The sequence below is a fragment of the Achromobacter xylosoxidans genome (assembly GCF_002192695.1).
In the GTDB taxonomy this organism is placed as follows: Bacteria; Pseudomonadota; Gammaproteobacteria; order Burkholderiales; family Burkholderiaceae_B; genus Achromobacter; species Achromobacter xylosoxidans_C.
On sequence record NZ_MTLG01000086.1, the window covers coordinates 209,590 to 236,371 of the forward strand.

39 protein-coding genes are annotated in these 26,782 nt (G+C 62.0%); 23 read left to right on the plus strand and 16 right to left on the minus strand.

Annotated elements, in window-relative coordinates:
- The 9 genes from BRO63_RS22560 (at position 1) to BRO63_RS34690 (ending at position 3,521) form a co-directional block, all read left to right on the plus strand.
- Positions 1-285: a hypothetical protein gene (locus BRO63_RS22560; protein WP_088141939.1), complete on the plus strand. Its 285-nt coding sequence runs from the start codon at positions 1-3 to the stop codon at positions 283-285.
- Between the two features lie 2 nt (positions 286-287).
- Positions 288-947, plus strand: a complete 660-nt coding sequence (locus BRO63_RS22565; RefSeq protein ID WP_088141940.1) for a hypothetical protein — start codon at positions 288-290, stop codon at positions 945-947.
- 13 nt (positions 948-960) lie between these two features.
- Positions 961-1,128: a hypothetical protein gene (locus BRO63_RS34260; RefSeq protein ID WP_179215187.1), complete on the plus strand. Its 168-nt coding sequence runs from the start codon at positions 961-963 to the stop codon at positions 1,126-1,128.
- On the plus strand, positions 1,121-1,873 hold the full coding sequence (locus BRO63_RS22570; RefSeq protein ID WP_088141941.1) for a hypothetical protein: 753 nt from the start codon (positions 1,121-1,123) through the stop codon (positions 1,871-1,873). The genes BRO63_RS34260 and BRO63_RS22570 overlap by 8 nt, the downstream gene beginning before the upstream one ends.
- The gene (locus BRO63_RS22575; protein ID WP_088141942.1) at positions 1,870-2,190 is read left to right on the plus strand and encodes a hypothetical protein; all 321 of its coding nucleotides are present in this window, start codon (positions 1,870-1,872) and stop codon (positions 2,188-2,190) included. The genes BRO63_RS22570 and BRO63_RS22575 overlap by 4 nt, the downstream gene beginning before the upstream one ends.
- A gap of 66 nt (positions 2,191-2,256) precedes the next feature.
- A complete protein-coding gene (locus BRO63_RS22580) occupies positions 2,257-2,487 on the plus strand; it encodes a holin (RefSeq protein WP_256943387.1) in 231 nt (76 codons plus the stop codon).
- Positions 2,484-3,023, plus strand: a complete 540-nt coding sequence (locus BRO63_RS22585; protein ID WP_088141944.1) for a lysozyme — start codon at positions 2,484-2,486, stop codon at positions 3,021-3,023. Before BRO63_RS22580 ends, BRO63_RS22585 begins: the two co-directional genes overlap by 4 nt.
- The gene (locus BRO63_RS22590) at positions 3,002-3,412 is read left to right on the plus strand and encodes a hypothetical protein (protein ID WP_088141945.1); all 411 of its coding nucleotides are present in this window, start codon (positions 3,002-3,004) and stop codon (positions 3,410-3,412) included. Before BRO63_RS22585 ends, BRO63_RS22590 begins: the two co-directional genes overlap by 22 nt.
- On the plus strand, positions 3,366-3,521 hold the full coding sequence (locus tag BRO63_RS34690; RefSeq protein WP_444978606.1) for a hypothetical protein: 156 nt from the start codon (positions 3,366-3,368) through the stop codon (positions 3,519-3,521). Before BRO63_RS22590 ends, BRO63_RS34690 begins: the two co-directional genes overlap by 47 nt.
- Positions 3,522-3,614: 93 nt before the next feature.
- On the opposite strand, the gene BRO63_RS22595 is transcribed toward BRO63_RS34690, so the two are convergent.
- The 7 genes from BRO63_RS22595 to BRO63_RS22620 form a co-directional block, all read right to left on the minus strand.
- The gene (locus tag BRO63_RS22595) at positions 3,615-4,163 is read right to left on the minus strand and encodes a hypothetical protein (RefSeq protein WP_143219504.1); all 549 of its coding nucleotides are present in this window, start codon (positions 4,161-4,163) and stop codon (positions 3,615-3,617) included.
- A 110-nt stretch (positions 4,164-4,273) separates the two neighbouring features.
- On the minus strand, positions 4,274-4,567 hold the full coding sequence (locus BRO63_RS22600) for a hypothetical protein (protein ID WP_088141947.1): 294 nt from the start codon (positions 4,565-4,567) through the stop codon (positions 4,274-4,276).
- 88 nt (positions 4,568-4,655) lie between these two features.
- On the minus strand, positions 4,656-5,105 hold the full coding sequence (locus tag BRO63_RS22605) for a hypothetical protein (RefSeq protein WP_088141948.1): 450 nt from the start codon (positions 5,103-5,105) through the stop codon (positions 4,656-4,658).
- Between the two features lie 25 nt (positions 5,106-5,130).
- On the minus strand, positions 5,131-5,799 hold the full coding sequence (locus BRO63_RS22610; protein ID WP_088141949.1) for an SOS response-associated peptidase: 669 nt from the start codon (positions 5,797-5,799) through the stop codon (positions 5,131-5,133).
- A gap of 786 nt (positions 5,800-6,585) precedes the next feature.
- Positions 6,586-6,732 (minus strand): hypothetical protein, encoded by a 147-nt coding sequence (locus tag BRO63_RS34265; protein WP_179215188.1) that lies wholly within the window; start codon positions 6,730-6,732, stop codon positions 6,586-6,588.
- Between the two features lie 129 nt (positions 6,733-6,861).
- The gene (locus tag BRO63_RS22615) at positions 6,862-7,326 is read right to left on the minus strand and encodes a hypothetical protein (RefSeq protein WP_088141950.1); all 465 of its coding nucleotides are present in this window, start codon (positions 7,324-7,326) and stop codon (positions 6,862-6,864) included.
- A 392-nt stretch (positions 7,327-7,718) separates the two neighbouring features.
- On the minus strand, positions 7,719-8,816 hold the full coding sequence (locus tag BRO63_RS22620) for a S24 family peptidase (RefSeq protein WP_088141951.1): 1,098 nt from the start codon (positions 8,814-8,816) through the stop codon (positions 7,719-7,721).
- Positions 8,817-8,926: 110 nt separating this feature from the next.
- On the opposite strand from BRO63_RS22620, the gene BRO63_RS22625 reads away from it, so the two are divergent.
- The 13 genes from BRO63_RS22625 (at position 8,927) to BRO63_RS34695 (ending at position 16,920) form a co-directional block, all read left to right on the plus strand.
- Positions 8,927-9,757, plus strand: a complete 831-nt coding sequence (locus BRO63_RS22625) for a YdaU family protein (RefSeq protein ID WP_088141952.1) — start codon at positions 8,927-8,929, stop codon at positions 9,755-9,757.
- Positions 9,744-10,487, plus strand: a complete 744-nt coding sequence (locus BRO63_RS22630; RefSeq protein ID WP_088141953.1) for a hypothetical protein — start codon at positions 9,744-9,746, stop codon at positions 10,485-10,487. Before BRO63_RS22625 ends, BRO63_RS22630 begins: the two co-directional genes overlap by 14 nt.
- Entirely contained in the window at positions 10,480-10,836 is a 357-nt protein-coding gene (locus tag BRO63_RS22635; RefSeq protein WP_088141954.1) for a hypothetical protein, read from the plus strand. Before BRO63_RS22630 ends, BRO63_RS22635 begins: the two co-directional genes overlap by 8 nt.
- Positions 10,833-11,093, plus strand: coding sequence for a hypothetical protein (locus BRO63_RS22640; RefSeq protein ID WP_179215189.1), 261 nt, complete (start codon positions 10,833-10,835; stop codon positions 11,091-11,093). Before BRO63_RS22635 ends, BRO63_RS22640 begins: the two co-directional genes overlap by 4 nt.
- Positions 11,094-11,402: 309 nt before the next feature.
- Positions 11,403-11,711 carry a hypothetical protein gene (locus tag BRO63_RS22645; protein ID WP_088141955.1) on the plus strand — a complete coding sequence of 103 codons (309 nt, stop codon included), beginning with the start codon at positions 11,403-11,405 and terminating at the stop codon, positions 11,709-11,711.
- 1 nt (position 11,712) lies between these two features.
- Positions 11,713-12,033 (plus strand): hypothetical protein, encoded by a 321-nt coding sequence (locus BRO63_RS22650; RefSeq protein ID WP_088141956.1) that lies wholly within the window; start codon positions 11,713-11,715, stop codon positions 12,031-12,033.
- A 114-nt stretch (positions 12,034-12,147) separates the two neighbouring features.
- Positions 12,148-14,262, plus strand: a complete 2,115-nt coding sequence (locus tag BRO63_RS22655; RefSeq protein ID WP_088141957.1) for a phage tailspike polysaccharide lyase family protein — start codon at positions 12,148-12,150, stop codon at positions 14,260-14,262.
- A gap of 14 nt (positions 14,263-14,276) precedes the next feature.
- The gene (locus BRO63_RS34550) at positions 14,277-15,074 is read left to right on the plus strand and encodes a lysozyme (protein WP_256943388.1); all 798 of its coding nucleotides are present in this window, start codon (positions 14,277-14,279) and stop codon (positions 15,072-15,074) included.
- A 78-nt stretch (positions 15,075-15,152) separates the two neighbouring features.
- Entirely contained in the window at positions 15,153-15,359 is a 207-nt protein-coding gene (locus BRO63_RS34675; protein WP_088141958.1) for a phage tail assembly chaperone, read from the plus strand.
- Between the two features lie 244 nt (positions 15,360-15,603).
- Complete coding sequence (locus tag BRO63_RS22670) at positions 15,604-15,912, plus strand: hypothetical protein (RefSeq protein WP_088141959.1); 309 nt, start codon at positions 15,604-15,606, stop codon at positions 15,910-15,912.
- 99 nt (positions 15,913-16,011) lie between these two features.
- The gene (locus BRO63_RS22675; protein WP_088141960.1) at positions 16,012-16,422 is read left to right on the plus strand and encodes a M15 family metallopeptidase; all 411 of its coding nucleotides are present in this window, start codon (positions 16,012-16,014) and stop codon (positions 16,420-16,422) included.
- Positions 16,419-16,820: a hypothetical protein gene (locus BRO63_RS22680; protein WP_088141961.1), complete on the plus strand. Its 402-nt coding sequence runs from the start codon at positions 16,419-16,421 to the stop codon at positions 16,818-16,820. Before BRO63_RS22675 ends, BRO63_RS22680 begins: the two co-directional genes overlap by 4 nt.
- On the plus strand, positions 16,762-16,920 hold the full coding sequence (locus BRO63_RS34695) for a hypothetical protein (protein ID WP_444978605.1): 159 nt from the start codon (positions 16,762-16,764) through the stop codon (positions 16,918-16,920). Before BRO63_RS22680 ends, BRO63_RS34695 begins: the two co-directional genes overlap by 59 nt.
- Positions 16,921-16,978: 58 nt before the next feature.
- Here the strand turns inward: BRO63_RS34695 and BRO63_RS22685 are convergent, their stop codons facing one another.
- Positions 16,979-17,980, minus strand: coding sequence for a LysR family transcriptional regulator (locus BRO63_RS22685; protein ID WP_256943389.1), 1,002 nt, complete (start codon positions 17,978-17,980; stop codon positions 16,979-16,981).
- 56 nt (positions 17,981-18,036) lie between these two features.
- Between BRO63_RS22685 and BRO63_RS22690 the strand changes: the two genes are divergently transcribed.
- The gene (locus tag BRO63_RS22690; protein WP_088141963.1) at positions 18,037-18,930 is read left to right on the plus strand and encodes a DMT family transporter; all 894 of its coding nucleotides are present in this window, start codon (positions 18,037-18,039) and stop codon (positions 18,928-18,930) included.
- 114 nt (positions 18,931-19,044) lie between these two features.
- On the opposite strand, the gene BRO63_RS34055 is transcribed toward BRO63_RS22690, so the two are convergent.
- The 8 genes from BRO63_RS34055 to BRO63_RS22725 form a co-directional block, all read right to left on the minus strand.
- Positions 19,045-19,296, minus strand: coding sequence for a hypothetical protein (locus tag BRO63_RS34055; protein WP_143219505.1), 252 nt, complete (start codon positions 19,294-19,296; stop codon positions 19,045-19,047).
- 250 nt (positions 19,297-19,546) lie between these two features.
- Complete coding sequence (locus tag BRO63_RS22695) at positions 19,547-20,509, minus strand: Bug family tripartite tricarboxylate transporter substrate binding protein (RefSeq protein WP_088141964.1); 963 nt, start codon at positions 20,507-20,509, stop codon at positions 19,547-19,549.
- Between the two features lie 108 nt (positions 20,510-20,617).
- A complete protein-coding gene (locus tag BRO63_RS22700) occupies positions 20,618-21,796 on the minus strand; it encodes a CaiB/BaiF CoA transferase family protein (protein ID WP_256942984.1) in 1,179 nt (392 codons plus the stop codon).
- 24 nt (positions 21,797-21,820) lie between these two features.
- Complete coding sequence (locus BRO63_RS22705) at positions 21,821-23,101, minus strand: TRAP transporter large permease (protein ID WP_088141966.1); 1,281 nt, start codon at positions 23,099-23,101, stop codon at positions 21,821-21,823.
- Positions 23,098-23,682, minus strand: coding sequence for a TRAP transporter small permease (locus tag BRO63_RS22710; RefSeq protein WP_088141967.1), 585 nt, complete (start codon positions 23,680-23,682; stop codon positions 23,098-23,100). Before BRO63_RS22710 ends, BRO63_RS22705 begins: the two co-directional genes overlap by 4 nt.
- 3 nt (positions 23,683-23,685) lie before the next feature.
- Positions 23,686-24,708, minus strand: coding sequence for a TRAP transporter substrate-binding protein (locus BRO63_RS22715; RefSeq protein WP_179215190.1), 1,023 nt, complete (start codon positions 24,706-24,708; stop codon positions 23,686-23,688).
- A gap of 28 nt (positions 24,709-24,736) precedes the next feature.
- Positions 24,737-25,705 (minus strand): SMP-30/gluconolactonase/LRE family protein, encoded by a 969-nt coding sequence (locus tag BRO63_RS22720; RefSeq protein ID WP_088141969.1) that lies wholly within the window; start codon positions 25,703-25,705, stop codon positions 24,737-24,739.
- Positions 25,706-25,714: 9 nt separating this feature from the next.
- A complete protein-coding gene (locus tag BRO63_RS22725; RefSeq protein WP_088141970.1) occupies positions 25,715-26,653 on the minus strand; it encodes a hydroxymethylglutaryl-CoA lyase in 939 nt (312 codons plus the stop codon).
- Between the last annotated feature and the right edge of the window lie 129 nt (positions 26,654-26,782).

Here is a 26,782-nt window from a genome sequence, read left to right on the forward strand (position 1 = left end):
ATGGCGACTGCTCGATTTGAAGTGTGGGATTCGAACGGTGTGCCGATTTTTCAGCTGGGCACGAAAGTGGCGCGCCGCTTCGGGTACTTCGACACGGGTACGGCGGACAGCTACATGAGTATCCCGGTACTGGGTTTGCCGAATTCCTGGTACGTGTGTTCGGCGATCCACGGAGGCATTAATCGCCCGATCATCAAGAGGAATGGCGCGGTTATTTCGTGGGAATTTATGGAGAACCCAAATGAAGCGAAGGCGTCTGTTCGCATCCATTATGGACTGGAGTAGTCATGGTTGATGCCGCCGTATTGCTGTATGACGAGGCCGGAAATCTGATCGTGGACAGCAAGAACGTGAACATGTTCCTGCGCCATATGGGAGTAGGTACCAGCGTGACGTTCGCCGCGGCCGACCCGGTTGTGTTCTTTCGGCCACTGGCAGAGTATGGCGCGCTTCTACTTCTGGTCAGGAATGGCGACGGCACGTACTCCGCTGGCTTCGGCAGCCTGTGCGAATACTACGTGTTCGACAGACCCTGGGTGACTGGCGGGCCAATTGACATCTGGTCGGAGGACGGAAGGCACATATTCATGAGCACCGCGCGTCCGATGAACGTGTACACGACGTTCCACATTCCTCGGTACTGGAACGCGACAGGCACAGGTTCCGGTTATCGAGACGGCTATACCTACGCCGGCCTGCCGAGTAGGAAATGGGCCTATAGCGCAGCCTACAACCGCCAGGGATATCAATGCTACGCGCAGGCCGGCGGCGGCTGGAGCAGCATTCTCTGGGGTGAGCACTACTCGGCCAGGCCGAACGGTATCTATTCACGGATTCAAAGCCACATGGGCGCCTATCTTGGATGGGCGCCGCTGCGGAACAACGTTTTTTACTCGAAGGCCGAGGGGAACGACATCACAGTGATTGATGTGACCGGTTGGCAATAGCAAGGAGCTGAACATGCAAAATGAGATTCATGAAGTACTTATTCAGAACGCGGGCAATCGGCTGACGCCTGAGCTGATCAACGGCCTGGCCGCGACAATCCTCAGAATCGTCCGGAACGCGGGCGCGGACGCTATGAAGGCGCAAGAGGCGGGCGTGCAGGAGGGGCCTAAGAATGCCTGACCTTTCGCTCTACAAGGTGGACCTGGACACGCCGCAGCCAGGCGGCAGGCGCGGGGATTCGCCGCGGCTTGCATTTACGAAGCACAACGACATGACCGACGCGCTTACGCCTCTCGCTCGCGACTCCGGAGCAATCGGCGCTGCCGTCAGGTTCGGTGACCTGGAGACTGGGGGGATCGTGCCGGCGGCATCGACCACTCGGGATTGCTTCACTATTCCGAGCTTGATGACCGGTCGCGGGATGTGGCGAGAACTCGTTGCGGGATCGGCGCCCAATGCGCCGGGCGGCGACGGCTACTGGCTCATCGAGATGATTCCCTATTCGGGCAGCGGCGGTCGCGACCTGTGCCTTATGGCTTACCCGCTATATCACTCGGGAAACGTAGGGCCTCGAGTGTGCCGCCGGGAGGCAGGCACCTGGCGCCCCTGGATGCCGACAACGGACACCGTCACCACCTCCGCAAACGGAACAGTATTCAGGACGCCTGGCGGTTGGCAGTCGTGTCAGCATTCGCTGCCCGTTGTGGCGGGAGTGGCAACGATTGTGGAATGGACTTTGCCGGCGTCGTTTCTCTCGGGTGAGTTCTGGGCGGATGGTCGGCTGATCGGGGTTGCTGGGAGCGATCCAGCTGCGGAAGGTGTGCAGCTGGTCGTGGGTGGCATTGTCGCCAGCTACGTCGCATTTCGTGTGACTTCGCCCGTTCCGACGACGCTGCGTGTCTTGGCATCTGGGAGGTACAAATGATCATCACGCTTTCCCCGCAAATCTGCACGCTACGTGTTCCCGGCATCGAACGCGACGGCGATGCGCTGATCATTGACGGAACGCGATTCGACTTCAGCCAGCTGGAAGAGGGCGCGGCATTGTCTCGCGAAGCGACGGCTTCGCCATACTTCGCTGGCGAGGTACGGCGCCAGGACGGCCAGGTGCATGTGTCCATTCTCTTTCCCATCGATGAACTTGCATCCGACGAGATGCGGTTTCCGGTTCCGTTCGTAGATCCGCCGGATGGGCGGCTTGAACTGCCTCGGGTCAAACCGAGAGAAATACCGACCCAGTGATACGCCCGCTTCAGCGGGCTTTTTTTCGTCCATACGGGAGGCACCATGCCTCAGGGGATTAGCAAGATGAATTTGGATGATATGGCCATCCAGGCCGCGAATCGCACCACCGAGACCGGCGCCGTGACGGGCGTTGTCGGCTGGGCGGCTCAGGTGAACTGGATTGGCTGGGCGGGCTTTCTGGTCGCAGTTGTCGGCCTGTTGGCGAACCTGTACTACCAGCGCCGGCGCGATCGGCGCGAGCAAGCAGAAAGCGAGGCCCGCATGGCGGCCTTGCGGGAGAGGTGCCAACCATGAAGTTGGGAACCAAGGTCACGGGCGGCGCTGCCGCCCTTATCGCTTCTGGTGTCCTCACTCTATTTTCGGCAGACCTGCAGCGGTTTCTTGGCCGCTGGGAAGGAGAGGGCCAGAACACTGTGTATGCGGACAAATTGGCTAAGGGGCTGCCCACCGTCTGCAAGGGCATCACGAAGCACACCAGCCCTTATCCCGTAGTGGTGGGCGACTACTGGTCGCCGGAGCGCTGCGCTGAGGTGGAGCGGATGGTGGTTGGCAAGGGGCAGCTCGACTTGGCCGATTGCATCGACGTGGCCATTAGCCAGCCGATCTTCGACGCGCTGAGCAGCCATTCGCATAACTTCGGCGTACCCCGCACATGCGCGAGTCGGGCCGTCGGTCTGATCAATTCGGGGTATGTGGCTGAGGGTTGCAACGCTCTGGCGCATGGCCCTGACGGCAAACCAGTCTGGTCGTATGCGGAAGGGAAGTTTGTTCGGGGCCTGTACAACCGCCGACTTGAGGAGCGTGCGCTATGTCTATCGGGGCTGCGCTAATCGGCTGGAAGGGCTACGCCGCGGCCGGCATCGCAGGTGCGACGGTGCTGGGCCTGGCCGGCGCGGGAGTTGCCTGGTACGGGCACAGCCAGCGCGAAGCGGGCAGGGCCGAGTGCCAGGAAGCCCACCGCGTGGCCAGCCTAGAAGAGTTCAAGTCAGAGGCCGAACGCCTGACCGGCCTGTCCGGCGACCTGCAGGCCCGCATAGATCAGCTCGCCGCCACGCGGCCCCAGGTCATCGAGAGGTACACCCGTGAAATCGTTCAGCGCCCTTTGCCTGCTGACTGCGTGCGCGACCCTGGCCGGGTGCGCGCAACCAACGAAGCCATCGACGCGGCCAACGCTGCCCGTCAACCTAAGCGCGCCGTGCTCGCCAGTCCCACACGTTGATTCGGCGTCGTGGGATGATCTGGCGCTGGCGCACGCGGCGCTGGCGTTCCAGTATGCCGAGTGCGCCTCACGGCATCAGGCTGTCGTGGATGCCTGGGCCAAGCCTTAGCACGGCGCCATCTGCTCAATCGGGTTACTTCGCACTACGAGCAGGGATCCATCAAATAACGGCTCAACTCAAGGCATGCCAGGTACGCTTACGCTAGGTGGGCGCGCGCCTACCGATGACGATACCGTTGGCGGGGTCGAAAGCCTGGATGCTCAGAAGTGAGTGGGCTCGATCGTGGACACTCTTTTCTGATTCGAAGGCTTGCGACCAAGCGTTCACGCCGGTGCAGATGTCTTGACAGAAGATGTCGAGCTGGAGCTGAAGACGATCATCTGATTGGTTGCAGTGAATGCTGAAGTTGTCGGATGGCACTACGACGAACTCAAATGAGCTCAGTGCTTTTTGGGCTCGCTGCATCGAAATATCAGCTTGCCCCTGATGCAAAAATGAGCACCTCAGAGCATACACATCGTCTCCATGAAGGAACGTGTGGGAGTGTCGCTGAGGACCGATTTGGCGCGTGTATTTTTGGCCCACCCATTTATCGAACCAAGCGGCGTACATCCTACCGTTCACACTTTTTCCAGCCTCGGCGTAGCTACAAATATCAGGCATTGTGAGTGCCAAAGCGAGGGCGGCGTAGTTGTTGCCTGATCTCAAGGTTGCGAGAATTGAACTGTTGATTTCCGTAATGGAAGACATTGCCACTCCGAGAACGTGGGGAAGCCTGAATCTATCCCATCTCAGAACCTGTTTCCATCGTCACTTGTTCTACCGACTCCACCACCCCTGCTCGTTGTGCTGACCGAAGGCTACCGCGGCGCCATTCCCTTGCGCAGCTTGCGCGGTGATTCGAGCAGTTCGGCCGTCATCTGGTCTCGCTCCAGAACACAGGGCTCCTTGGCCAGCCCCGCCAGCAGATCGTCGTAGATGTCGCCCGTCAGGCCGGCCGGCCGCTTCAGCTCAAAGGACACCTGGTGCAGGCGCAACAGGGCGGCGCGCAGGCGTTTCACCTCCCATAGCAGGGTGAGCACGTCGGGATTCCAGGGCTGACGCTCCCGGATGGCCCGGAGGTCGGCGAAGGTGAGCGGGTCTTTGAACGGCATGGCGGAAAACACTGGTCAGACATCCAGTATATTCCGTCGCTAATAGGGGTCAACAGACGCGATCCTCCGCTGGAATCTGACTAGCTGGTCAATAAATTCCAGCGTAGTCCGATGGAAAGAATTGCTCGCCAATCTGATCCATCAGTGTGATGCATACCTGTAGAAGCTCTGCGGTGCGCTCCTGAGGATCTCCGCGCTTACCGCCGTGAAAGAGATTGTTGCGGACGGTCTTGAGTAGTTCGAAATCCCTAACTAGCTCCGGTCTCTCAGCCAGATCGAGTCTTGGGGCCCAATCTAATTCTCCGTGCTCGTTCACAATTTGCTGAAGCGGGGCCAGCGAGGTGAGGTCAGCTCCTGCGGGGCAGGGGCGATAGGTGTCGCGGTGTTTCTTGTAGAACTCCTTCCAATCCACCTGAGCCGAGTTGTACGAACCGGTCGTGAAATACCTGTTTTCTTTCAACGCAAATTCGAGACGGGAAAAGCGCAGCAGGAACTGCGCTGCGGGTTCGGCCAGGCTAGGATCTAGGGTGGGTCTCATGGTTACTGTTCTGGTTCGTAAAGGGCTATAGTTGGGCCGGCGTGGCCACCAGCCGGTCGGCCGGGTAGGGCACCAGGAAATCCCAGGTATCCGCGACCGGTGCCGTGAGCCAGTCCTGGTAGGCACCCTCCGGCAGGATGACCACCATGCGCTTTTCCTTGCCGGCCTGGTGGTAATTCTGAAAGAGCGGATCCTGGTCGGCGTTGATGGTGAGCATGGTGTAGCTCTCCTGCCATTGGCCGGCGGCGTCCCTGTAGCGATCCCAGAGGCCGGCGATGCCCAGCGGCGCGCCGTCGGCTCGGGTGAAGCGCGTAGCCACCGCAGCGCCAGACCGCCAGTCTGGTTCGAAGATCGCATCGGCCGGGATAATGCAGCGCCGGCTCTTGGCCCAAGCCAAGCGGAATGTCCAAAGCGTGTGTGCGGTCTCGCTTTTTGCGTTGAAAGTGTAGATCTTCTCCGCCTGAGCCAATTTTTCCGGCGGCGTGCCTGGGGCGATCATGCCCCAGCGGCCCACGACTGCCTCCCGCTCCGGCACGGCCTCGTCGCCCGCGTCATGCTCGGGCGGGCGACGCACGAACAACCCCTGGTACTTCGGCCACATGTCGTACTCGCCCATGACCTTCGGCTTCTCGGGCACCCCGAATTTCTTCAGCAGGTACTCGGCATCCTTGAGCGTCTGATAGTGGCTGCACATAGTTTCCCCGAGGAAGATTCCATCGTAAAGGAACTTTGCAGATCGCATTCAGCAATTCGGACGAGGCAGCGACTACGCCTTAATGCCAATAGTTACTTGTGCCAAGAGCAGTAGATGATTGCTGCTCCATTCTCTTTTTGTGAAAAGGGGGGCCTCATATTTTCCCGTTATCTAGCGAAGGTGATACTGATTCTCTTTATTGGGGGCGGGGTAGTCGACGCCCAAGAAGGCCAAGCCAATCCGAAGAATGGGGTAATTCTAAAAATTTTGAACTCAAGCAGCCAGCAATCTGATGAGGTAGTGGGGGCGCAGGGCAGTCCATCTATCATTGTGGTTAGTAATCCGGATGGGAGTGCAGCGACATACGTGGGCGGGCAACGACTTTCCATCAGCGCAGGGACTCGCCTGGACCTCGAGGCTTTGAAGTCTCAAGCCGGTGGGTCCTCACGTGAAGTAGGGGTTTATTCATCTAAACCCCGCCCGACTCCAACCCCAACTCCGCCGCGGCCGAGTGGTTGTGGCGACCTTGGGTGTCCGAGCCCAGATACTCCCAAACCTCCAGAGCCGAAATGCCATGGTCCCTTTTGTCCGGGGGGCACAACCTTCTATCGACCTGCAGAGCAACTAATTATCTATCGAAATACATTTTCAGCCCCATTCCCGCGCGATCTGAAGGGAGTTAACTTTGATCTAGGGAGTGTTGCTCTGCAGCCTGAGGCCAAGTGAGCGTATGTTTCCATAAAGGGCCCCTTACTGGAACCATCCAAGGATGATCCCAGCATAGGATCAGTCCAGGGCGGCGGCTTCATCCGGGAAGCGCTCAAGGTAGTAGACCAGCGCGCGGACGATCAGGAGGATCATGCGCTGCTGGGCAATGGGTAGGGCGTTGAATTGCGCCGGGGTGAAGTACTCGTCGTAGGGCCAGGGTTCCATTCTGCCAATCTACCCAATTGCGGCCGGTCGTGGGCTTCGGAGCAGGCAATGTCGGACCAATTGACCCCGAGTAAGGCACTCAGTGTCTGGTAGTAGCTGCACATGTTCCAGCGCTCTGAAGGTAGATCCTTAAGTCGAGATTACGAGCTTGGAGCCGCCGAAGCAAAACAGAATTAGGCTTGCTACGCCGCAAATCACTTGGCCCCACCAAAGCACTTCGACCATCAATAGATTGGGCAATGCTAGATATGTTTTGGAAAAAGTCTCCGCAAATTTGTCGCGTTGCTTCGCCCAGGCGTCGGAGGCGTATGAGTGCATGGCCCAGCCAAGCACCAGTCCGATGAATGCTAAGCCGATACCTAGAACAAAAGATGTGATCGGCAGAGAATGCCTAGCGCTCTTTTCGACCACCTGGGCCAGTGCCGCAGAGCCAGCTAGCCCGGCACCATTGAGAACGAACAAGGCCCGGAAGCACTCCAAGCCCCACGCGTCCGCTCGGTCAGTCGCTTTTTCGACTGTCTCGTTCAAAGCATCATGGTAGAGCCTTGCGTGGTTGGCATCTTCTACCACGACGTTGGTGCGATTTTCAGACATGTTTCTTGGGGGCGGGTTGCGGATGGATGAGGATCGAATGATAGCTGGGGGAAGAATCCAGGGAAGAATAGGGGATATAGAGGGGAACGATAGAGCTTCAATTCCTTTGGAATCAAATAGATAGCCCCCCATCAATCCCCCTCATTCCCCAGCTATCTGGGTTCGAGCCCCATCAGCCACCCCAAAGAATTCAGTGAAGATCAAAGGCACTTACGCGAAAGCGGAGTGCCTTTTTTCATTGGCGGCCGCCTTCTCGCCAGAGGCCATTCATCTTGCCAAGGCTTGCTCCATGGACGCGACGCGCTCGATAGCGGTGCGCATTCCGGGTAAGAAAAAGCCGCCTCGGAGGAGGCGGCTGCGGTTGCCTGCGAGGCTGAGGCCTCGCGATCCCATCACTCCGCCCGCCATTGCCCCGCCTCATCATCCCGCAACCTTGCACCCGCCCACACAACCCGCCCCAGCACCCGCACCGATGCCCCGTTCTCCAGCGGGATGTCATCGTGCGAGCGATTGAACGACCGCGCGACCCATTGCCCGGTAAGCCGCTCCCTGGCCACCGTCTTCACGATCATCTTGCCGTCATAGTTGATGGCGTAGACGCCGCCGGCGGCAATGTCGTGCAGCGTCAGGCTTTCGTTGGGAACCACCAGCAGCGCGGCGCCGTCACGGATGACGGGTTCCATGCTGTCGCCTTTGGCATACACGACGCGGCCTCGGCCGTTGTCCGCGCCCACCGACCTCAGGAATGATTTGCGGAACTGGATCATGCCGGTCTGCTCTTCGGCGTGGTTCTCGATGGGGTCGCCCGCCGCCAGCCGCACGTCGGCCAGTTCGGGGACCTTCTCGAACCGGTCGTTGGCGGCAGGCGGTTCGCCCACGCCTACGTTGGCGACCACGCCTGTCTGGGTGCTGATCCGGACCCGGCCTTCGCTCTCGGTCTGGCGCGTGGTCTTGCCGCCCTCCCAGGGCGCCGCGGGCAGGCCATCGATGCGCATGGGGAATTCGTCGCGGGACAGATAGGCGTCCACCAGCGAGTCGCTGCGCAGGACCGTCGGCATTTGCGGCGCGGCAGGAACGGGGAAGACGTCTATCCCCAGCTTCAACTGGGCGATCGCCAATGCGAGCGCGCCCTGCAGCTTGTTCAGCTGATCCGGAGGCAATGCGCGCACTTGTTCTTCGGGGATGCCGGGGAAGGGCCACGGCGCGGGCGGAGGCGCCAGCGCCGCGGCGGCAAGGGAGCCGCCGCGTGCCGGCAGCTTCGGGGCGGTGCCGTCATAAAGCCATTGCGCGTTTACGCGCAGCAGCGGGGCAACCTTGATGCAGGTCGCCATATCCATGCCGTTGGAGCCATTGAACCAATGCGTCGCCGCGCCGGAAGAGGCGCCGGCTGCCTTCCATAGGTCTGTCTTGGTAAGGCGTGGTTCGGCCGCGTCCGCCCGGCGGGCCGCTTCCTCGTTGAACGCCTGTGTGATTCGCTTCTGAAAGGTCATCTTAGGATGCTAAACAAAAATAATCTTAGTTGGCTTGCATTTAGAATCTTAGCATTCTAAGATTTGAACATGATAGCGAGGTAAGAACTGGCGGGGATGCAAAAACACGCATGAACTACTACAGCCACAACATCGGCGACTACGCCCAGGCCACGGCGCACCTGAGCCTGGTCGAGGACGCCATCTATAGCCGCCTGCTGCGCCGGTATTACGCCGAAGAGCAGCCCATCGTCGACAACCTGCAGCAGGTATTCCGGTGGGTCGGAGCCCGTACCGAGGACGAAAGAGAGGCGGCCGCGCAGGTGCTGTCCGAGTTCTTCGTCCTGCGCGACGGCCATTGGCACAACAAGCGCGCGGATGTGGAGATTGCCGCGTATCACGTCAAGGCCGAGACCGCCAAGGCCAACGGCAGGCGAGGCGGCCGGCCCAGGCAGGGCGACCGCAGTCCGGAACAACCCAATGGGTTTCCCATGGGTTGCGACGAGAAACCTGGCCATGGCCCGGCAGAAGCCGGATCGGAAGCTAACCAAGAACCAGGAACCAAGAACCAGGAACCAAAAGAACACATCCCCCGCAAGCGGGGGAGCGGATTCGACGCCGCCGTGATCGAACTGCCGGACTGGCTGGACCGCGAGGACTGGGGCAGTTGGATTGCCGACCGCAAGGCCCGCAAAAAGCCGGTGACGCAGGAGGGCGCCCGGCGTCAGCTGCAGCAGCTTGCCGCCTATCTGGCCGCGGGACATCCGCCAGGCGCCGTGATCGCTCACAGCATCGCGGGCGGGTATCAGGGCCTCTTCCCTCCGCGGATACCGGCTTCAGGCGGTTCGGCGGCAGGCAGGGCGCAACGCCTGGCGGACTGGACCGAGGAACTGCGAGAGGTATTGGCCGACGACGGCAGGCCGCGCGAGCGGTTCATGGGGACGATCGATGCAACCCGCTGACATCCCGCCCGCCACCTTGGGAGCGCTGGTGGTGAATGAAATGCTGCTGATGTACGGAGCCAAGTTCGCGCAGCAATGGCAGGGCCTGACCGCTCGCGAGTTGAAGGATTCATGGAACCAGAAGCTGGCGGGCCTGGATGAAATGCAGGTACGCCGCGGCCTGGTCGCTTGTCTCACCCAGGAGTGGCCGCCAACGCTGCCGCAGTTCATCAAATTGTGTTGTCCGTGGATGGTTCCCGAAGTGGCGTATCACGAGGCAGTGCGCGGCTTGTCCGCCCGCAGGCGCGGAGAGCTCGGCATCTGGTCGCATCCGGCGGTGTACTGGGCCGCGGTAGGCGTCAGCACGGTGGATCTGCTGGGCTGCACATATGGCGCGATCAAGGCGCGCTGGGAGAAGACCCTGAACGAGGAACTGGCGAAGGGCGCTTGGGCGGATATCCCGCTGCCTCGCGTGGCGTTGCCGGCGCCTGGCCAGACGCTGGCGACGCGCGCCGAGGCCGAGGCGGCGCTCAGGAAAATGGGCGCGCAGAAAGTGTTGAGGGACCGCGGGCGTCCACATCGGAGCTGGATTGAAAAGTGGGAGGCGCGCATCGCGCATGGCGATCACCCGAGCAAGGGGATCGCCGACATGCTCAGGCGCGCCAAGGGTGATGGCGGGGACGCGCAAGGCAGTCGCCGGGGCGGCTCTGGCGGGAAGACAGGTAAACAGTGCGAGGTGGTTGATGAGTAAATTGACAGGCGAAGATCTGCTCTGGAACTGGGCCCGATGGACCTGGTCCGGCGCCACGGTGGGAAACATGGAGGTGTACCTCTCCGAAGAGGAGGACTACCGCCCGATCAACCATCAGCACGCCATGGAGGTCGAGGCGATGCACGCCGCGCTGCCCTGGCACGAGCGGATGATCATCATCGCCGAATACCCGCAGAAGAACGTGATGTTCGGCCAGCTGGACGGCCGCGCGCGCCGCGCGCAGGCGCTGGACTGGATAGCCGATACGACAGGCGTGGCCCTGAGCGAAACCGAATACAAACTCTACCTGGGCCTCTTTCGCGGCCTGGTGGAAAGGAGGCTGGCGTGAAGTACGCGCACGAAGTGATGGATCTGATGGCCTGCTATCCCGGCCGCTCATTCCGTTTGATGGAGCTGGTGCGTCATGTGTCGCGCGGCCGGTCTTTGTCTGTTCCTGAAAAGACGCGCCTGCAAAGAGGCATCCAGCGGGCCATGGACGCGCTGCAGGATACCGGCAGCGTGCTGATCCAAGAACCGGAAACCGGCGGGCATGGGCGCACCTATGCATGGCGTGTGACGGTTCCGTCACAAGACCGCGCCCCATAGGTCACGCAATCGGTCACAATGGGTCCGGGGCATTGCGCCCCTAGCAAATGCAAAAGCCCCGGCCACGTGCCGGGGCTTTTTGTTTTTCGGCGCATGGCTGCGGTTTTTGCCTCCATGCAGGGAACGAACTTCCTCATGCATGGCGTGTGACGGTTCCGTCACAAGACCCCGTCCTAGGGGTCACGCAATCGGTCACAATGGGCCCGGGGCATTGCGCCCCTAGCAAACGCAGCCCCAGCCATGTGCCGGGGCTTTTTGCATTTTTGGCGCGCTGCTTAGGCGGGTTTTTTTCGTCTATAGGGAACACGATTGAACATCCAAGACTTCGACGCCTTCGCGGCAAAGCTGGCCGGCGTCATTGGTGCCATGGTTTCTATGCGCTTTCTGCAGGGATCGCCGACGGCAAAGCTCGGCATGGCTGCCACGGGCACCATCCTGGCCTATTACGGTTCGCCGTGGCTGTCCGACTTCCTCGGCATTCCCGAGGGCCTGTCAAGCTTTCTGTGCGGGTACCTCGGCATGGCTGTGATGTCACGCATGTGGCAAGCCGTTCAGGAAGCGCCGATTGGCGCGCTTTGGCAGGCATTGCTGGACCGCGTAAGCGGCAAAGGGGCGTGACGTGGACAGCACCATCATTCTCACTTTGTGGGCAGTGCTGGCGTTCGTCTGCTGGCTGATCGTGGCCGGGGGCGCAGCGCTGGCCGCCCTTGCTCGCGGCATCAAGGACACAACGCCGGAGCGGATCGGTCTGTCCGCCGTCTGCCTGACCGCAACCGGCGCGGCGAGTCTGCCGTACCTGCGCGGGGCAAATCGTCTTGCGGCAGCGCTCATAGCACGTCGCCCAGAAATCGCACCACAGCTTGCAGAGCGCATATCCGGCGTCTTGCTTGCAGCGGGCGTCGTGGCCGCTCCAGCCTTGAATCAACTCTTTCAGCCATGAGATCACCCAAGGCAGTACTCCGATAATCGCGCCGCCGATAAGAACGCGCCAAAACTGTTCATCATTCATTCATGTGCCCCGCCCCGTGCGGGGCATTTTTATTGAGGCTAAGAAATGACCGTTGCATCCTACATACTGCCCCGCTTCAAGGCCATTGATGATTTTGGCCACCCTATGGTGGAAGCCAAGCTTTACACCTATCAGAAAAAAACCACTACGCCGGCAGCGACATATCAAGATGCGCAGCAGTCGGCGGCCAATACCAACCCCATAGTCCTGAACGCCTCGGGTGAGGCGATCATCTACCTGCTTTCCAACCAGGTCTATACGTTCGTTCTGAAGGATGCGAACGACGTTTCGGTGTGGTCACAGGATGATGTGACTGGGGCGGCGTCCTCTCAGGACCTGCAAAACACGGATTCGGCTATCCGGGCCGATCTAGCGAATGCGAATGACGCGTCGAAAGGCGCCAACATGATCGGATTTAAGCAGCGTGGCACTGGCACGGTGCCGCGCACCGTACAAAGCAAGCTAGAAGAGCGACTTACGCCTCAGGATTTCGGCGCTGTTGGGGATGGAGTCGCCGATGACACGCTACCAATGAAGGCGTTTGCCGCAGCAGAGTCCCGGCGTAAGTACATTCCGGGGGGCTCGTACAAGATCACCCAAATGTTGGCATTCAAACCCGGCGACATTGTGGAGGGTGATGGCGCGCGCTCAATCATCGACGCTTCCGCGGCCACATCTTGGCCTGATGCCAGCGTGATTAGCGTATCCGGAGCCCTTACACAGGTGTCGAACCTTTCCGCCAACGCGACCATCGGCAATGACACGCTTTCTCTGGCATCTGTTTCCGGCGTGGCGAAAGGCAATGCCCTGGTTATCTACAACCCCACGGATTTTTCTTGGTCGGGCTGGCGCGCTCAATACCGTGCTGGGGAATTCGTGCGAGTGAATAGCATCAGCGGCACGACGGTGCGGTTGATGAACTCACTTTATGACAGCTATGCGCTGGGGGCAGTGAACCTGTACCGCCTAGACGGCGCGGCCACTGTGTTTTCGGACTTCACCGTGCTGGCACCTGCCCTGGAGATTGTGGGCGTTGCGATGCGTATGATCGACCGCCCAGTTATGCGCAACGTATGGTGTACGGGTGCGCTGGGGGCATCCCTAGAGTTTGAGCGCTGCATGGATTTTCAATTCTTTGGTTCGGCATTCCAAAGTCAGCCAGCTACGAACGACGAATACGGGCTGTCCATCGCGAACAGCCATGGTGGTGTTGTGGTTGGGGCATCACTCAATGCCGGACGGCATGGTTTGACAGGCGGCGGCTATGACGTGGTGGGTGGTGTTAGCAGCCGGGATGTCACGGTGCAGGTAGCCCAAACGGGCAACTATGCTGGAACAGCATCTCAGGATCTTCACGGGAATACGGAAGATTTCAGATTCTTCGGGGGAACGTTCCAAAATGGTTCAGCCCTAGGCGGCCAAAATCATAAGTTCGTAGGTGTCCGGTTCAACGGTAAGCAAAATGGCAACGGCATAGCCGTTTACGCAGCGGAACTGCGGGGAGGTTCGTTCGAATTCACTTCATGTGCTTTCGAATCCATTACCAACCCCAACGCTTCGGGTTTCGGGATTGTCGATTTCGGCAATCTATCTTCTGCAACACGCGCGCCCTGCAAATTTGTGTTGCGAGGGTGTAGCTTTAAGGCCCCCGCTTCGACGGCATATGCGGTTTCTCTGGTCATAACCGGTACCACTCATCAACCCTCCATTATTGTGGAGGGGAGTGATCTTGATGCATCTGGGTTGACGCAGTTCTTGCGCATCAGCCGTACTTCGGGTGTGGGCACCGTTTCGCGTGTAGCTATCCCCAGTGTCTACAACCTGGCCACAGGCGCTTCGTATGTCGAGAATGTTGGGCCCGGCGTCACGGTATCCAGATATACGCTGCCGCGACAATCTGGTGTTGCCAGCGTGCCTGGGGTGACGAGTAGCAACAACGCCAGCGCATCCGTAGTGTTCAACCATGCTTACCCGGTTTTTCCGACAGTCATCACTTTCAAAGCGAATGGCACGACGCTAGGAGGGGTCGCGTTTATCCCCGATGTTCAAGGGGTGTCAGCCACTGCTGTGACTGTCAATGCGACGACGGCCAGCGGAGAAAATTACCCAAATACCACTGCCGGGAACATCGGTTGGGAAGCTCTCATTGATCAAAACTAGACTTGGGGGAGCCCATGGCTGACCCGAATCTCACCGCTTTTGTGAAATCCACCCATGCACGCCTCGTCATGTTTGAGGACCGTATGGAAAAGATCAAGCGCGACATGCAGACAAACACCGTAGCCACCGCTCAGAACACCGATTCGATAGAACAGATTCGGCAGAACACTCAGGACATCGTGGACACCTTCCCGGCGTTGGCCGGGGGGCTTCAAGGTATTGCAGGGGCTGGGAAAGCTGGTGCGTCCTATCGGGTATATCGCGGCGGCAATTGCGGCTACGTTGGCAGCGATGGCCGCAGTTTAGGGATTCTGGAAATGATTCCTCAAAGCCTAAAACAGAAAATCCTGGCTGCTGCGGTTGGTGGTCCGCTAGTGATCGCTGGAGTGCTGGTGGCGCACTTCGAACCAGGCAAAGTTCGTGGCAAGCTCTACATCGACCCGGTTGGCGTACTCACTGTATGTGACGGACATACCGACCCCGATATCGATCCGAAGCGGCTATACACCGACGCCGTATGCGATGCATGGCGGGACTCTGACCTAGCTATCGCCGACCGTGCCGTGCGGCGCCTGATCACGGCGCCGCTCAACGACTGGCAGCGTGCGGCGCACATCGACTTCACCTACAACCTGGGCGCGGGCAATCTTGGGCAGTCCACAATGCGGCGCAAGTTCAACGCGGGCGATTATGCCGGCGGCTGTGCTGAGTTCGAACGTTGGGTCAAGGGACGGCAGGGCGGTGTGCTGGTGACGCTGCCCGGTTTGGTCTCGCGCAGGGAGGTGGATAAGTGGGTCTGCCTGCAATCCTGATCGGCCGGAAGGGCTATGCCGCCGCGGCCGCGCTGGGCGTGCAGCTGGTGACGGGCATCGCGCTGGAGCGGCATTTGTATGGCGTGCGCCAGTGAGCTGTGCCCGCCGATCCCCCGCGTTGATTCGACCTCCTGGGACGATCTAGCGAAGGTGCATGCGGCGCTGGCGTTCCAGTACGCCGAATGCGCTGCCCGGCACCAGCTCGACTACCGTGCCTCGCTCCGTGATGTCCCGTTGCAATCCGGATTCCCGCAGTCCATTGATTGGCCGCAGGCCCCCGTGTGACGGCAGGCGCACAACTTCGACAGGATCCCGAGCCCGCTTCTGCGGGCTTTTTTTGGTGTGCCCAGCATGGGCGCACTCCTGTGGTTGCGAGTCCCGCCATGAACTGGTCACAGTGGTTGAAGTGAAGCGTAACGGCATGAAGGCGTGGCGCAACTGAACCGCGGTATGCGGAACCGCATGTACGGTGGTTTGGGGGGGCAGAGGGGGTGACCCATCACCCTACCCAGTCCTACGAGGAACGAGATTGAACATCCAAGATTTCGACGCCCTCGCGGCAAAGCTTGCTGGCGTGTTGGGCGCGGTGGTGTCGATGCACTACCTGCAAGGGTCGTGGCCGGCGCGGCTGGGCATGGCAGCGAGCGGCTCATTGGTCGCCTATTACGCCTCGCCGTACCTGTCGCTGCTGCTGGGCATTCCGGAGGGGTTGGCTGGATTTCTGACTGGCATGTTTGGCATGGCTATCGTTTCGCGCGGGTGGGAGGCTGTGCTGGCAGCCCCCATTGGCGCGCTATGGCAGGCCGTGATTGACCGCGTGCGCGGAAAAGGGGCATGACGTGGAAGGCTCTAACACCTTGACGCTTTGGGCGGTGCTGGCCAGATCGGTGGCTTTGCTTGTCACCGCGGCGACGGCGGAGCATCGGAGGCCCCGCCAATGAACACGTTTCAGCTATCTCCACGCAGCCTAAGCCGCTTGGTCGGCGTGCATCCTGACTTGGTCGCGATCGTCCAACTGGCGATTCAGCGCGCCCTTGTCGATTTCACCGTGGTGGAAGGCGTCCGGACCATTGCGCAACAGCGCGAGAACGTCGCCAAGGGCGCCAGCCAGACAATAGCCAGCTACCACTTGCCGCAGGCGGATGGCTTGAGCCATGCCGTCGACCTGGCGCCTTTGATCGGTGGGGCGATTCCGTGGAGCAACTGGCAGGCCTTCGCCGATCTGGCTCAGATGGTCAAAGCCTGCGCGGCCGAGCTTGGCGTGCCGGTGGAGTGGGGCGGCGACTGGAAGACGCTCAAAGACGGCCCGCATTTCCAGATTCCACGCGACTGGAAGGGGCGTGCATGAACGTATCGCTACGTACTTTGGCGCCGTATCTGATCGGCGCCATCCTGGTGGTCGTTTCCGTTCTGGGCGTGCGCTGGTATGGCTCAGCTCAGTACCGTGCCGGCATCGACCAGGCAAACGCCGACTACGCGCTGGCCGAACTGGCCGAGTTCAAGCGTCAGACGGTGCGCCTGGGCGGCATATCCGAAACCCTGGAGGGGGCGCTCATCGCGCTGCGCGACGCCAACCCCAAGATCATCGAGAGGTACACCCGTGTCGAAGTCCAGAGCCCTCTGCCTGCTGGCTGCCACATTGACGCTGGGCGGCTGCGGCACCTCAACGAAGCCGGCCGTCTGGCCAATGCTGCCGGCCAACCTGGCCCAGCCTTGCCCGCAGGTGCCAGAGGTGAAGAGCGATAGCTGGGACGATCTTGCGCGCAGCTACATCGCGCTGGCGCTGCGGTATGGGGAATGCGCGGCGCGGCAGCGCGCCGTGGTGCAAGCGTGGGAGAAAACCTAGCGCGCCTCGGCCGCTTCCCGATTCCGCCGCAGCGGGTGCCGCGGCGGCAGTGCTGGTGTCAGTCGTCCGGGGTGTGGGGGGCGTAGATTTTCTCGGCGGCGCTTTCCTGCATCAGATAGCTCTCCGTGAGTACCGCCGCCAAGGCGAGAATCTTTGCCTGTGGCGCATCCTTGCGCCAGATCAGGCGAGTTTTCACGTTTCTGAATTTTGCTTTCAGCTTATGGACGCTCAGCCTGTCCCGCTCGGCATATGTGCTCAGGACACTGTAGGGAACCAGGGCTATGCCCATGCCGACCGCGACGCACCCCAGGATCAGGTGATACGAGCCGACTTCGACGATCCGCTCAGGCTCGATGTTTCCGCGCGCAAACCAATTTTCCAGGCGCTTGCGGTGCGGGCATCCAGGATGGAATGCCAGTATCGATCTGGAGGCCAGGTCCCTGGGCGATGAAATCCCGCTGTGCTTTGCTTCGGCGATGATGACGAGTTCCTCGTCATAAATGGCTTTTGCCTCCAGCCGGGGATCCGATACCGGGTCGGCAATCAGTGCGGCGTCCAGTTCTGAACCGAGAACCTTTTTGACCAGGTCGCGGGGATCTCCGGAGGAAAGCTCCAACGCCACGGCCGGATAGCGCTCATGATATAGGCCGAGAGGGTATGGCAACCGCACGGCGGCCGTGCTCTCCATTGCGCCAAGCCGCAGGACGCCCGAAGGCTGGTCTGCGTTTACGGCGCTTGTGGCTTCCCTCGACAGTTCAACAATGCGCTCGGCATAGCCGACCAGGATCTTTCCGGCTGGCGAGAGTTGCAGGCGGCGGCCCTCACGCAAAAAAAGCTGAACGCCCAGCTTTTCTTCCAAGGCCTTGATGCGGGAAGTGACGCTTGATTGCGCTCGATGCAGCACTTCGGCTGCGCGCACTACGCCGCCGGAGCGCACTACCGCAAGAAAGATCTTTAAGTCTGAGAATTCCATTGATTCATCGCTTTTAAAGAATGGTCCATTCTCAATAATCAATTTTTCACGGTTCCCAATTCTGCCTAGAGTCTGTTTCGTGAGCAATCTTTATCGAGAATAGGACCAGGGCTGTGAGAATCGGATCCATCGGTACCGGTGTCATGGGAGAACCCAGCGCCGCATCGGGAGTGCTTTGCGGCTTGGCAGTCGCATTGATTTGGTCGGGGTGGTCCGTCGCCACGCGCTACGCGGTGACGACCAGCCTTGGACCTTCCGACGTGACGTTCCTGCGCTTTGGCGTGTCGGGCCTGCTTCTGTGGCCTATCCTTGTGCGAAAGGGGCTGGGCATACAACAGATCGGTATGCCGCGCTTGGTGGTAATGGTGCTTGGCGCCGGCGTTCCTTTCATGCTGTTGGGTTCGGTGGGGATGCAGTTTGCACCGGCCTCTCATGTTGCAACACTCATGATAGGGATGATGCCAATCTGGGTGGCCGTGCTGTCCGGGGTTCTGTTCCACGAGAGATTCACCAGGAAACAGCTTGGCGGCATGGGAGTCGTCATTGCAGGAGTGTTTTGCATCGGGGGCTACTCGCTCATCGCGAATCGCGCCGCCGGGGAATGGCGAGGCGATTTCCTATTCCTTCTTGCGGGTCTGTTTTTTGCGAGCTTCACGGTGGCGCAAAGGCGCTCTGGCATCAGTCCCTGGCATGCGACGGCGCTAGTCAATTGCTTCTCGGCGTTGCTGTTCGCGCCGATCTACTTCCTGTGCCTGAAGCCGAACATTTTCTCGGCGCCTGCCGCGGCTTTGGCATTTCAAGTCGTGGCGCAGGGCGTCGCGGTCGCGATCCTTGGAATGTTCTTCTATACGGAAGCCGTTCGCCGACTGGGAGGCCCGCGCGCGGCGATCTTTGGGGCTCTCGCTCCCGCCTTTGCCGCTCTGATCGGCATCGTCGTTCTTGGCGAGATCCCGGGCTGGATGACATCGGCTGGTATTGCGTTGGTGATGGCCGGCGTTGGACTTGTCGTCACGGCAGGGCGCGTAAAGTCTGTCTAGAAGAATGGGCGCCAAGAGGGCGGTCGATGGGCGCAACGCCAGGAGGATGATCGGATCGCAAGTCTGGAGTCGCCCAATCAAAAGCCCGCAAGTACAGCCGCGGGCTTTTCATTCCTACCCTTCAAAAGGACTCTTCTTCTTCCTCCGATTCACCGGCCGGAGGATTTCACCAGACTTCAATCGATACACGTCCTTGCCCTCCCAGATCACGGCGCCGCCAGTGGATAGGCGGCATTGCAGCACGATGCATGGATCGGGACTTTCTTCCGTAGCGGGTTGTTGAATGATATGTCGTTCGATCCGGTATTGGTCTCCTGCTGCCGAGACCGCAATCACATCCTCCAGTCGTCTGCACGAGATTGACATGATGAGCCTCCTTCACTTGCGCCACGTTGAAAGCTGTGGCGCTGAGGTCATCGTCTCGACTGGCCCTATCCCTGTCAATGCTGCTGCGGCCCATCATCCAAGCGCATGCGCGGCGCTTCCCTGGGGAGCGTCGTGCATACGCATGAGGCGGTGCATGCGTTTGGCCTAGGCTGTTTTCCAGGCCGCGCGGGTGTTGAAATGGGGCGGCGGTTTGCGGTACCGATGGCTGCCGAAAACTCAACGTCCGGCGCTATTCAAGTTTCACGTTGGCGGACTGGATGACGCCGCGCCACTTCTTGTAGTCCGCGGCGATGGTCTGCGAAAACTGCGCGGGCGTGGTGGGCATGGCGGTTGCGCCCTGTGCCGCCAGCGCGTCCTGCACGTCCTTCAAGGCCAGGATCTTGTTGAGCTCCGTGTTCAGGGTCTGGATGATGGGCTTGGGCGTCTTTGCGGGGGCCAGCAGTCCGTACCAGACGCGCACGTCGAAGTCGGGGTAGCCGGATTCCGCGATGGTGGGCACGTCCGGCATGGCCGGGCTGCGCTTGGCCGAGGTGACGGCGAGCGGGACGGCGCTGCCGGCCTTGATCTGCGGCGCGGCCGAGGGGATGGACGTGAAGATGATGGGCACCTGGCCGCCGAGCAGGTCGGCCATGGCCGGGCCCGATCCCTTGTAGGGCACGTGCACGAGCTTGATGCCCGCCTGGAGCTGCAGCAGCTCGGCGGCCAGGTGCGTGATGGTGCCGGCTCCCGGCGAGCCGTAGTTGATCGTGCCGGGCGCCTTCTTGGCGGCGGCGATCAGGTCCTTGAGGGACTTGTACGGCCCGTTCTTGTTGGCCACGACCACCAGCGGGGCTTCGCCGACGATGCCTATGGGCTCGAAGTCCTTGATCGGGTCATAGGCCAGCTTGGTGTAGAGCGAAGGCGCCACGGCCAGGTTGTCGACCTGGCCCATGACGATCTCGTAGCCGTCGGGCTTGGCGCGCGCGGCGGTGGTGATGCCTATGGTGCCGCCGGCGCCGGGCCGGTTCTCGGCGACGACGTTCCACTTCACCGAGTCGGACAGCTTGGCGGCGACGGTGCGCGACAGGAAGTCGGTGCCGCCGCCCGGCGTGAACGGCACGATGACGCGTATGGGCTGGTTCGGGTACTGCTGTGCAGCGGCGGGGGCGCAGGCGGCGAGCGCGCAGGCCGAGAACATTAGGGCACGTAGCATGGTTGTGGTCTCCATTCCTTGGTGGGCGCGTCCGGTCGTGGTCGCCAGACGTCGGTTGCTGCGGATGCTGCTGACGCGTACTGCTGAATCGGGGCGGGGCTGTAGAGGCTAGACGGTTCCTTTCTCGTGCAGTTCCCTTATCCGGGCGCGGGAAAGCCCCAGTTCTTCCAGGACCGCATCGGTGTCGGCGCCCAGCGCGGGGGCGGCGTTGCGGACCTGGCAGGGCGCCTCGGCGAACTTGATCGGAAAGCCCAGCATGCGCACCTGCTGGCCGTCGGGGTGGGGAACGTCCATGGCCATCCCCTGGTCCGCGACCTGCGGGTCGTCGAACACTTCCTGCAGGTTCAGCACCTGTCCGCAGGGCACGCCATGCTGGTTCAGGCGTTCGATCCAGTAGTGGCTGCTCTGCTGGCGGGTGCGGGCTTCGATGGCCGCCTTGACGGATGCGCGGTTCAGCATGCGATCGGCATTGGCCTGGAATTCCGGATGGGCGCGCAGTTCGGGCAGTTCCAGCGCGTCCAGGAGCTTTTCATACATGGCGTCGTTGGACGGGGCGATCGCGACCTGGCCGTCGGCCGTTTCGAACAGCCCGTAGGGCGCGACGATGCCGTGGTCGTTGCCAGTTCGCGCAGGCAGCTCGCCGCTGGCGAAGTAGTTCGAGGCCTGGAAGCTGAGCAGCCCGATCATGCTGGACAGCAGGCTGACGCTGATGGAGTCGCCACGGCCGGTGCGCTCGCGGCGCAAGAGCGCGGCCACCACGCCCAGCGCGCCATTCAGGCCGGCGGCCAGGTCGCTGATGGGCGGGCCGGCGCGCATGGGCGGATCGTCCTCGCCGCCATTCAGGCTCATGAAGCCGCTCATGGCCTGGGCGATGAAGTCGAAGGCGGGCCGGTCGCGATAGGGGCCGGATGCGCCGAAGCCATTGATGCTGCAATGGATGATGTCCGGCCGCAGCGCTTTCAGGGCCTCGTCGCCGAAGCCCATCTTGTCCATGATGCCGGGCCGGTAGTTTTCGATCACGACGTCGCAGCGCGGTATCAGCTGGCGCAGGACGTCCTTGCCTTCGGCGCTGTACAGGTCCAGCGTCACCGAGCGCTTGTTGCGGTTGTAGTTGGCGAAGTACCAGCTCAGGCCGTCCTTGATCACGCCTTGGCGGCGGATCGGATCGCCTTCGCCGGGCGCTTCGATCTTGATCACTTCGGCGCCCATGTCGGCCAGGATGGATGTGCAATACGGCCCGGAGATGATGCGGGTCAGGTCCAGGACGCGGATTCCGGTAAGTGGCATGGTTTGCATCTGCGTGGATCGTGGTCAGCCGCCCAGTCGCGGCAGCCACAAGGTCAGGGGAGGAAAGGCGCAGATCAGCGCGAGCACGATCAGCGACCAGATGAAGAAGGGCACGATTTCGCGCACGATGGGGCCTATCGGGGTGCGGCCCACGGCGGACGTGACGAACAGCAGGATGCCGACCGGCGGCGTCAGCATGCCCGTCATCAGGTTCAGGATCAGGATCATGGCGTACTGGATCGGGTCCATGCCGAGCTGGGCGCCAATGGGCAGCAGCGCCGGCAGCGTGATGATCATGGCCGGCAGCGGCTCCAGGATCTTGCCCACCAGGATCAGGAACAGGTTCACCGTCAGCAGCACCACCCAGGGCTGATCCGAGATGCCCAATATGCCCTTGGCGATGGCGGTCGCGACGCGCGATTCGCTGATCAGCCAGCTGAAGGGGCCGGCGGCGGCCAGCAGGAACAGTACCACGGCCATGGTGCGCCCGGCCGAGTAGAAGGCCGATCCCAGCTCGCCCGGCTTCAGTTCCCGGTATACGGCCAGGCCGACGAGCAGGGCGTACACGGCCACGAACGCCGCGGCCTCGGTATCCGTCAGCAGGCCGAAGCGTATGCCGGCGATGATCAGGACGGGCATCATCAAGGCCCAGATGGATGCTCGCGTCACCTTGGCGCGTTCCGGCCAACTGGCCCGCGGACGCGATTTGTAGCCATGGCGCCGCGCCTGCCAGGCGCATATGGCCATGTAGCCCGCCAGCAGCATGAAGCCGGGAATGATGCCCGCCAGGAACAGGCGGATGATGGACAGGTTGGCCAGCACCGCATAGACGATCATCGGGATCGACGGGGGCAGGATGGGACCCAGCATCGCGCCGCAGGCGATGACCGCCTCGGGGTAGCCGCGCCGGTAACCCTCGCGTTTCATCGAGGGGATCATGGCGGTGCCGATGGCGCTGGCGTCAGCCACGGCGGAGCCGCTGATGCCCGCCATGACCAGGTTGGTGGTCAACGAGACTTGCGACAGGCTGCCGCGCATATGTCCGACCATGGCCATGGACCAGTTGATGAGCCGCAGCGTGACGCCGCCGCGGTTCATCAGTTCGCCGGCCAGGATGAAGAGGGGGATCGCGACCAGGGCGGTCTCGTCTATGCCGCCCAGCATCGACAGCGGCGCCTGGGCGATATCGACCCCGCCGCCGCCCTTGAACAGCATGCCTATCAAGGCGGCGGTGATCATCGCGAAGCCTATGTCCAGGCCTACCAGGATGAGCACGACGAAAAGCACGACGGAAAAGAGGATCATGGATGCGTTCCCGGTGTGTCGGGCTCGCCGCGCGCGAAGGCGTCATGCGGCGCGGGGGCGTCGGGGATCAGCAGGCGCAGGGCCAGGAACAGCATGAAGAACACCATGCCCACGGTCAGCGAGGCGTAGCTGACGGCATAGGTGAAAGGCGTTCCGACGATGTCCTGGAAGTTGCCCACGGCGACCACGTCCAGGCCCTTGTAGAACAGGGTGGCGGCCAGGACCAGCAGGCAGGCGTCGAACAGGCGGTCGCGCGCGCGCCGCACGCGTTCCGGCAAATGGCGGTCGATGATGTCTATGACCACGTTGCGGCGCTCGCGCAGCGCCATGGCCGCGCCGACGAACGCGCACCACAGCATGCCGATGCGCGCGACCTGGTCCCAGGCGTCGAACTGCGTCTTCAGCAGATAGCGGTCCAGGACCTGGGCGAAGCAGAACACCAGCACCATGGCCAGGGTGAGGGCGACCGCGAGCCGGCCGATCCAGCACACGGCGCGGTCGGCGCGCAGCGCCAGGCCACGCCAGCCGGAGGCCGCGCGCGGTGAGGCGTGCATAGTGGGCGCGGGCATGGGCGCGGCCATGGCTTACTCCTGCATCTTTTGGATGCGTTCGACCATGCCGGCCGGCCAATCCTTGCCTTCGTACTGCTGGTAGACGGTGGCCAGCGCCGCCTTGAACGCGGCCTTGTCGGGCTGCGTGTAAGTGACGCCGGCTTCCTTCAGGATCTTGACCGCGTTGTCGTCCAGCTCCTGGTCCAGCTTGGTGGCGACCTTGCCGCCGGCCTTGGCCGCCTCGGTCAGCGCCTGGCGTTGCCTGGCGTCCAGGCCTTGCCAGACGCGTTCGGAAATGAACCAGCCAGTCAGCTCGTAGGCGTGGTCGGTCGCCGCCCAGTACTTGGCTTCTTCGTGGAAGCGCAGCGGGATCGACAGGTCAAAGCCATTGTCCTGGCCATCTATCATGCCGCGGCCCAGCGCCGTGTAGATTTCGGTCATGCCCAGCGGCACGACCTGCGCGCCCAGCTTCTCGAAGGTGGACTTCAGGATGGGGATGGCGGGAATGCGCAGCTTCAGGCCCTTGACGTCTTCGGGTTTGTTGATGGGCCGCGATACGGTTTGCAGCGCGCGCGGCGAGCGTATGCCGAAGGCCGCAAACACTCGCACGCCGGATTTCTTGGCCACGTCGTCGAAGATCTGGGCGAACTCGTCGCTGTTGATGATGCGCTCGGCCTGCTCGCCGCTCTTGAACAGATAGGGCGCGTACAGGATGTTCAGCGGTTGGGCGCCGCGCAGGAACACCACGGACCCGAGGCCGAAGTAACCCATGTCCAGCGTGCCCAGCTGCATGGAAGAGAGGATCTTGCTGATGTCGCCCAGTTGCCCGTCCGTGTAGACGTGCACCTGCAGGTCGTTCTGGGATTGCCGGGCGGCCTCTTCGGCAAAGGCGCGCATGGCGTGGTCCCAGGGGCTGTTGGAGGCGGCGATGGTCGCGATCTTCATTTCCCGCGCCTGCGCCTGGCCCGCGGGCGCGAATGCGCCGGCGGCGGTGATCGAAAGCGCCAGCAGGGCAGCCGAGGCGCGGACCAGATGCTGCGATATTTTCTTGTGCATGATGTCTCCTCCGGGATGCGGATCCGGCCTACCAGTTCCAGTGCACGGGCTTGAGCCCGGCGACCGGCGAATCGAACACCGCCAGGCTGGAGCCATTGATGCAGCCCATATAGGCGGTCTTGCGGTCGGGGCCGCCGAACGCCAGGCTGGTGATGTTCTGCAGCCGCTTGCTATGGTTGTCGTAGACCATGGGGCGGCTCAGGCGGTTGGCGAGGTATTCGGCTTCCAGCCGGTCGATGTGCGCGGCGTCGCCGTCCTCCAGCATGAGCTGCTGTTCCCCTTTCGGGCTGACGCGTATGACCCGGTTGGAGACCACGCTGATCACCCAGATGTGACCCTCTTCATCGACCGCCATGCCATCGGGATAGGTGCCCTTGCCGAATTCCGTGATGACTGTGCGCTCGCCGAGGTCGCCGTTGGCGCCGATGCGAAAGCGCAGCAGGCGCCGGCCGAAGGTTTCGTTGACGTACAGGTGCGTGCCGTCCGGATCGGTGCGGCATTCGTTGGTCCAATGCACGTCCCGGGCCACGACGCGAGTGCCGTGTTCGTCGTGCACGGCGATGAAACCGTCGGCGATGTCGCGGCGGAACTGGTGGTCGCCGCGGCGCACGGTGCTGACGCAGATCCACAGGCGTTCGCGCTCGTCCAGCCAGACGAAGTTGACGCCGGGTAGCGCCACGCCGTCGATCTCCATGATGTAGGGCTCGGCCGTGCCGTCGCGCTGCACGCGCCAGACGCCGCCGTCGTCGGCCAGGTTGGCGACGGCAAACGAGCCGTCGCGCAGCAGCGCGAAGCCGTTGGGTATCAGGCCGGGCTGGGCGCCGATCAGGCGCGCTTCGCCGTTGGGCAGGATGTGGCGTATGCCGCCGGCCTTGTCCGACACGTAGAGATCGCCCGCGGCCGTGCTCAGCACGCATTCGGGGCGGTTCAGATTGACGCCGGTCTCGCGCACCGCCGACAGGTCCAGGGCCGCGCGGCCATTCGATTTGCTGTCCATGGGGGCTCCTCAGCCGATCGCGCCGGCGGCCACGCCGTAGTCGTGCAGGCGCAGGCGCGGTCCCGCCTTCATCAGCTGGCCGGGCAGGCCGCGGCCGACGATGCCTTCCAGCCGCTGAGCCACCTTGATCAGCGCGCCCAGGTCGATGCCGCTGTCCACGCCCATCTCGTCGAGCAGGTAGACCAGGTCTTCGGTGCAGATGTTGCCGGTGGCGCCCGGCGCGAAGGGGCAGCCGCCCAATCCGGCCAGCGAGGACTCGTATGAGGTGATGCCGGCGCGCAGGCCTTCCACCACGTTCACCAGGCCGATGCCGCGCGTGTTGTGGAAGTGCAGCGAGATCTTGATGCCGGGATGGTCGGCCCGCAGCGTCTCGACCGTGTCGCGCACCAGCCGGGGCGTGGCCATGCCGGTGGTGTCGCCCAGCGTCACCGCATCGAAGCCCTGGCGCGCGAACTGATCGAAGATGGTCCGGATGCGGCCCAGGTCCACATTGCCTTCGAAGGGGCAGCCGAAGGCGACGGCAATGGCGCCCTTGCGCTTGATGGGGTGGTCCTGCAGCAGCTGCGCGATGTCCTCGATGTCGCGCAGCGACTGCTCGACCGGACGGTTCAGGTTCTTGGTGTTGTGGCTCTCGGTGGCGGACAGGAACACGACGATCTCGTCGGCCTGCGATTGCAGGGCGCGTTCGACGCCCTTGCGGTTGGGCGCCAGCGCGCCCAGCACGACGCCTGGGCGCTTGCGCACGCCTTGCAGGACTTCCTGCGCGTCGCGCATCTGCGGCACGGCGCGCGGCGAGACGAAGGAGGTGGCTTCGAAGTGCCGCACGCCGGCATCGATCAGCGCGTTCAGGATCTGGATTTTGGTGTCGGTGGGCACGAACTCGGACTCGATCTGCAGTCCGTCGCGCATGCCGACTTCCACGATTTCGACTCGGTCTGGAAGGCTCACGGCTTTCGTCTCCTGGCGCCCGGATCCTGTGCCCGCAAGGGCCTTGCACGGCGATGTCCGGGACATGGGTTGTCGGCACCATCTTCTGCGATGGTCCCAGGCAGGACAAATCGTGAATATTCGGCGGGG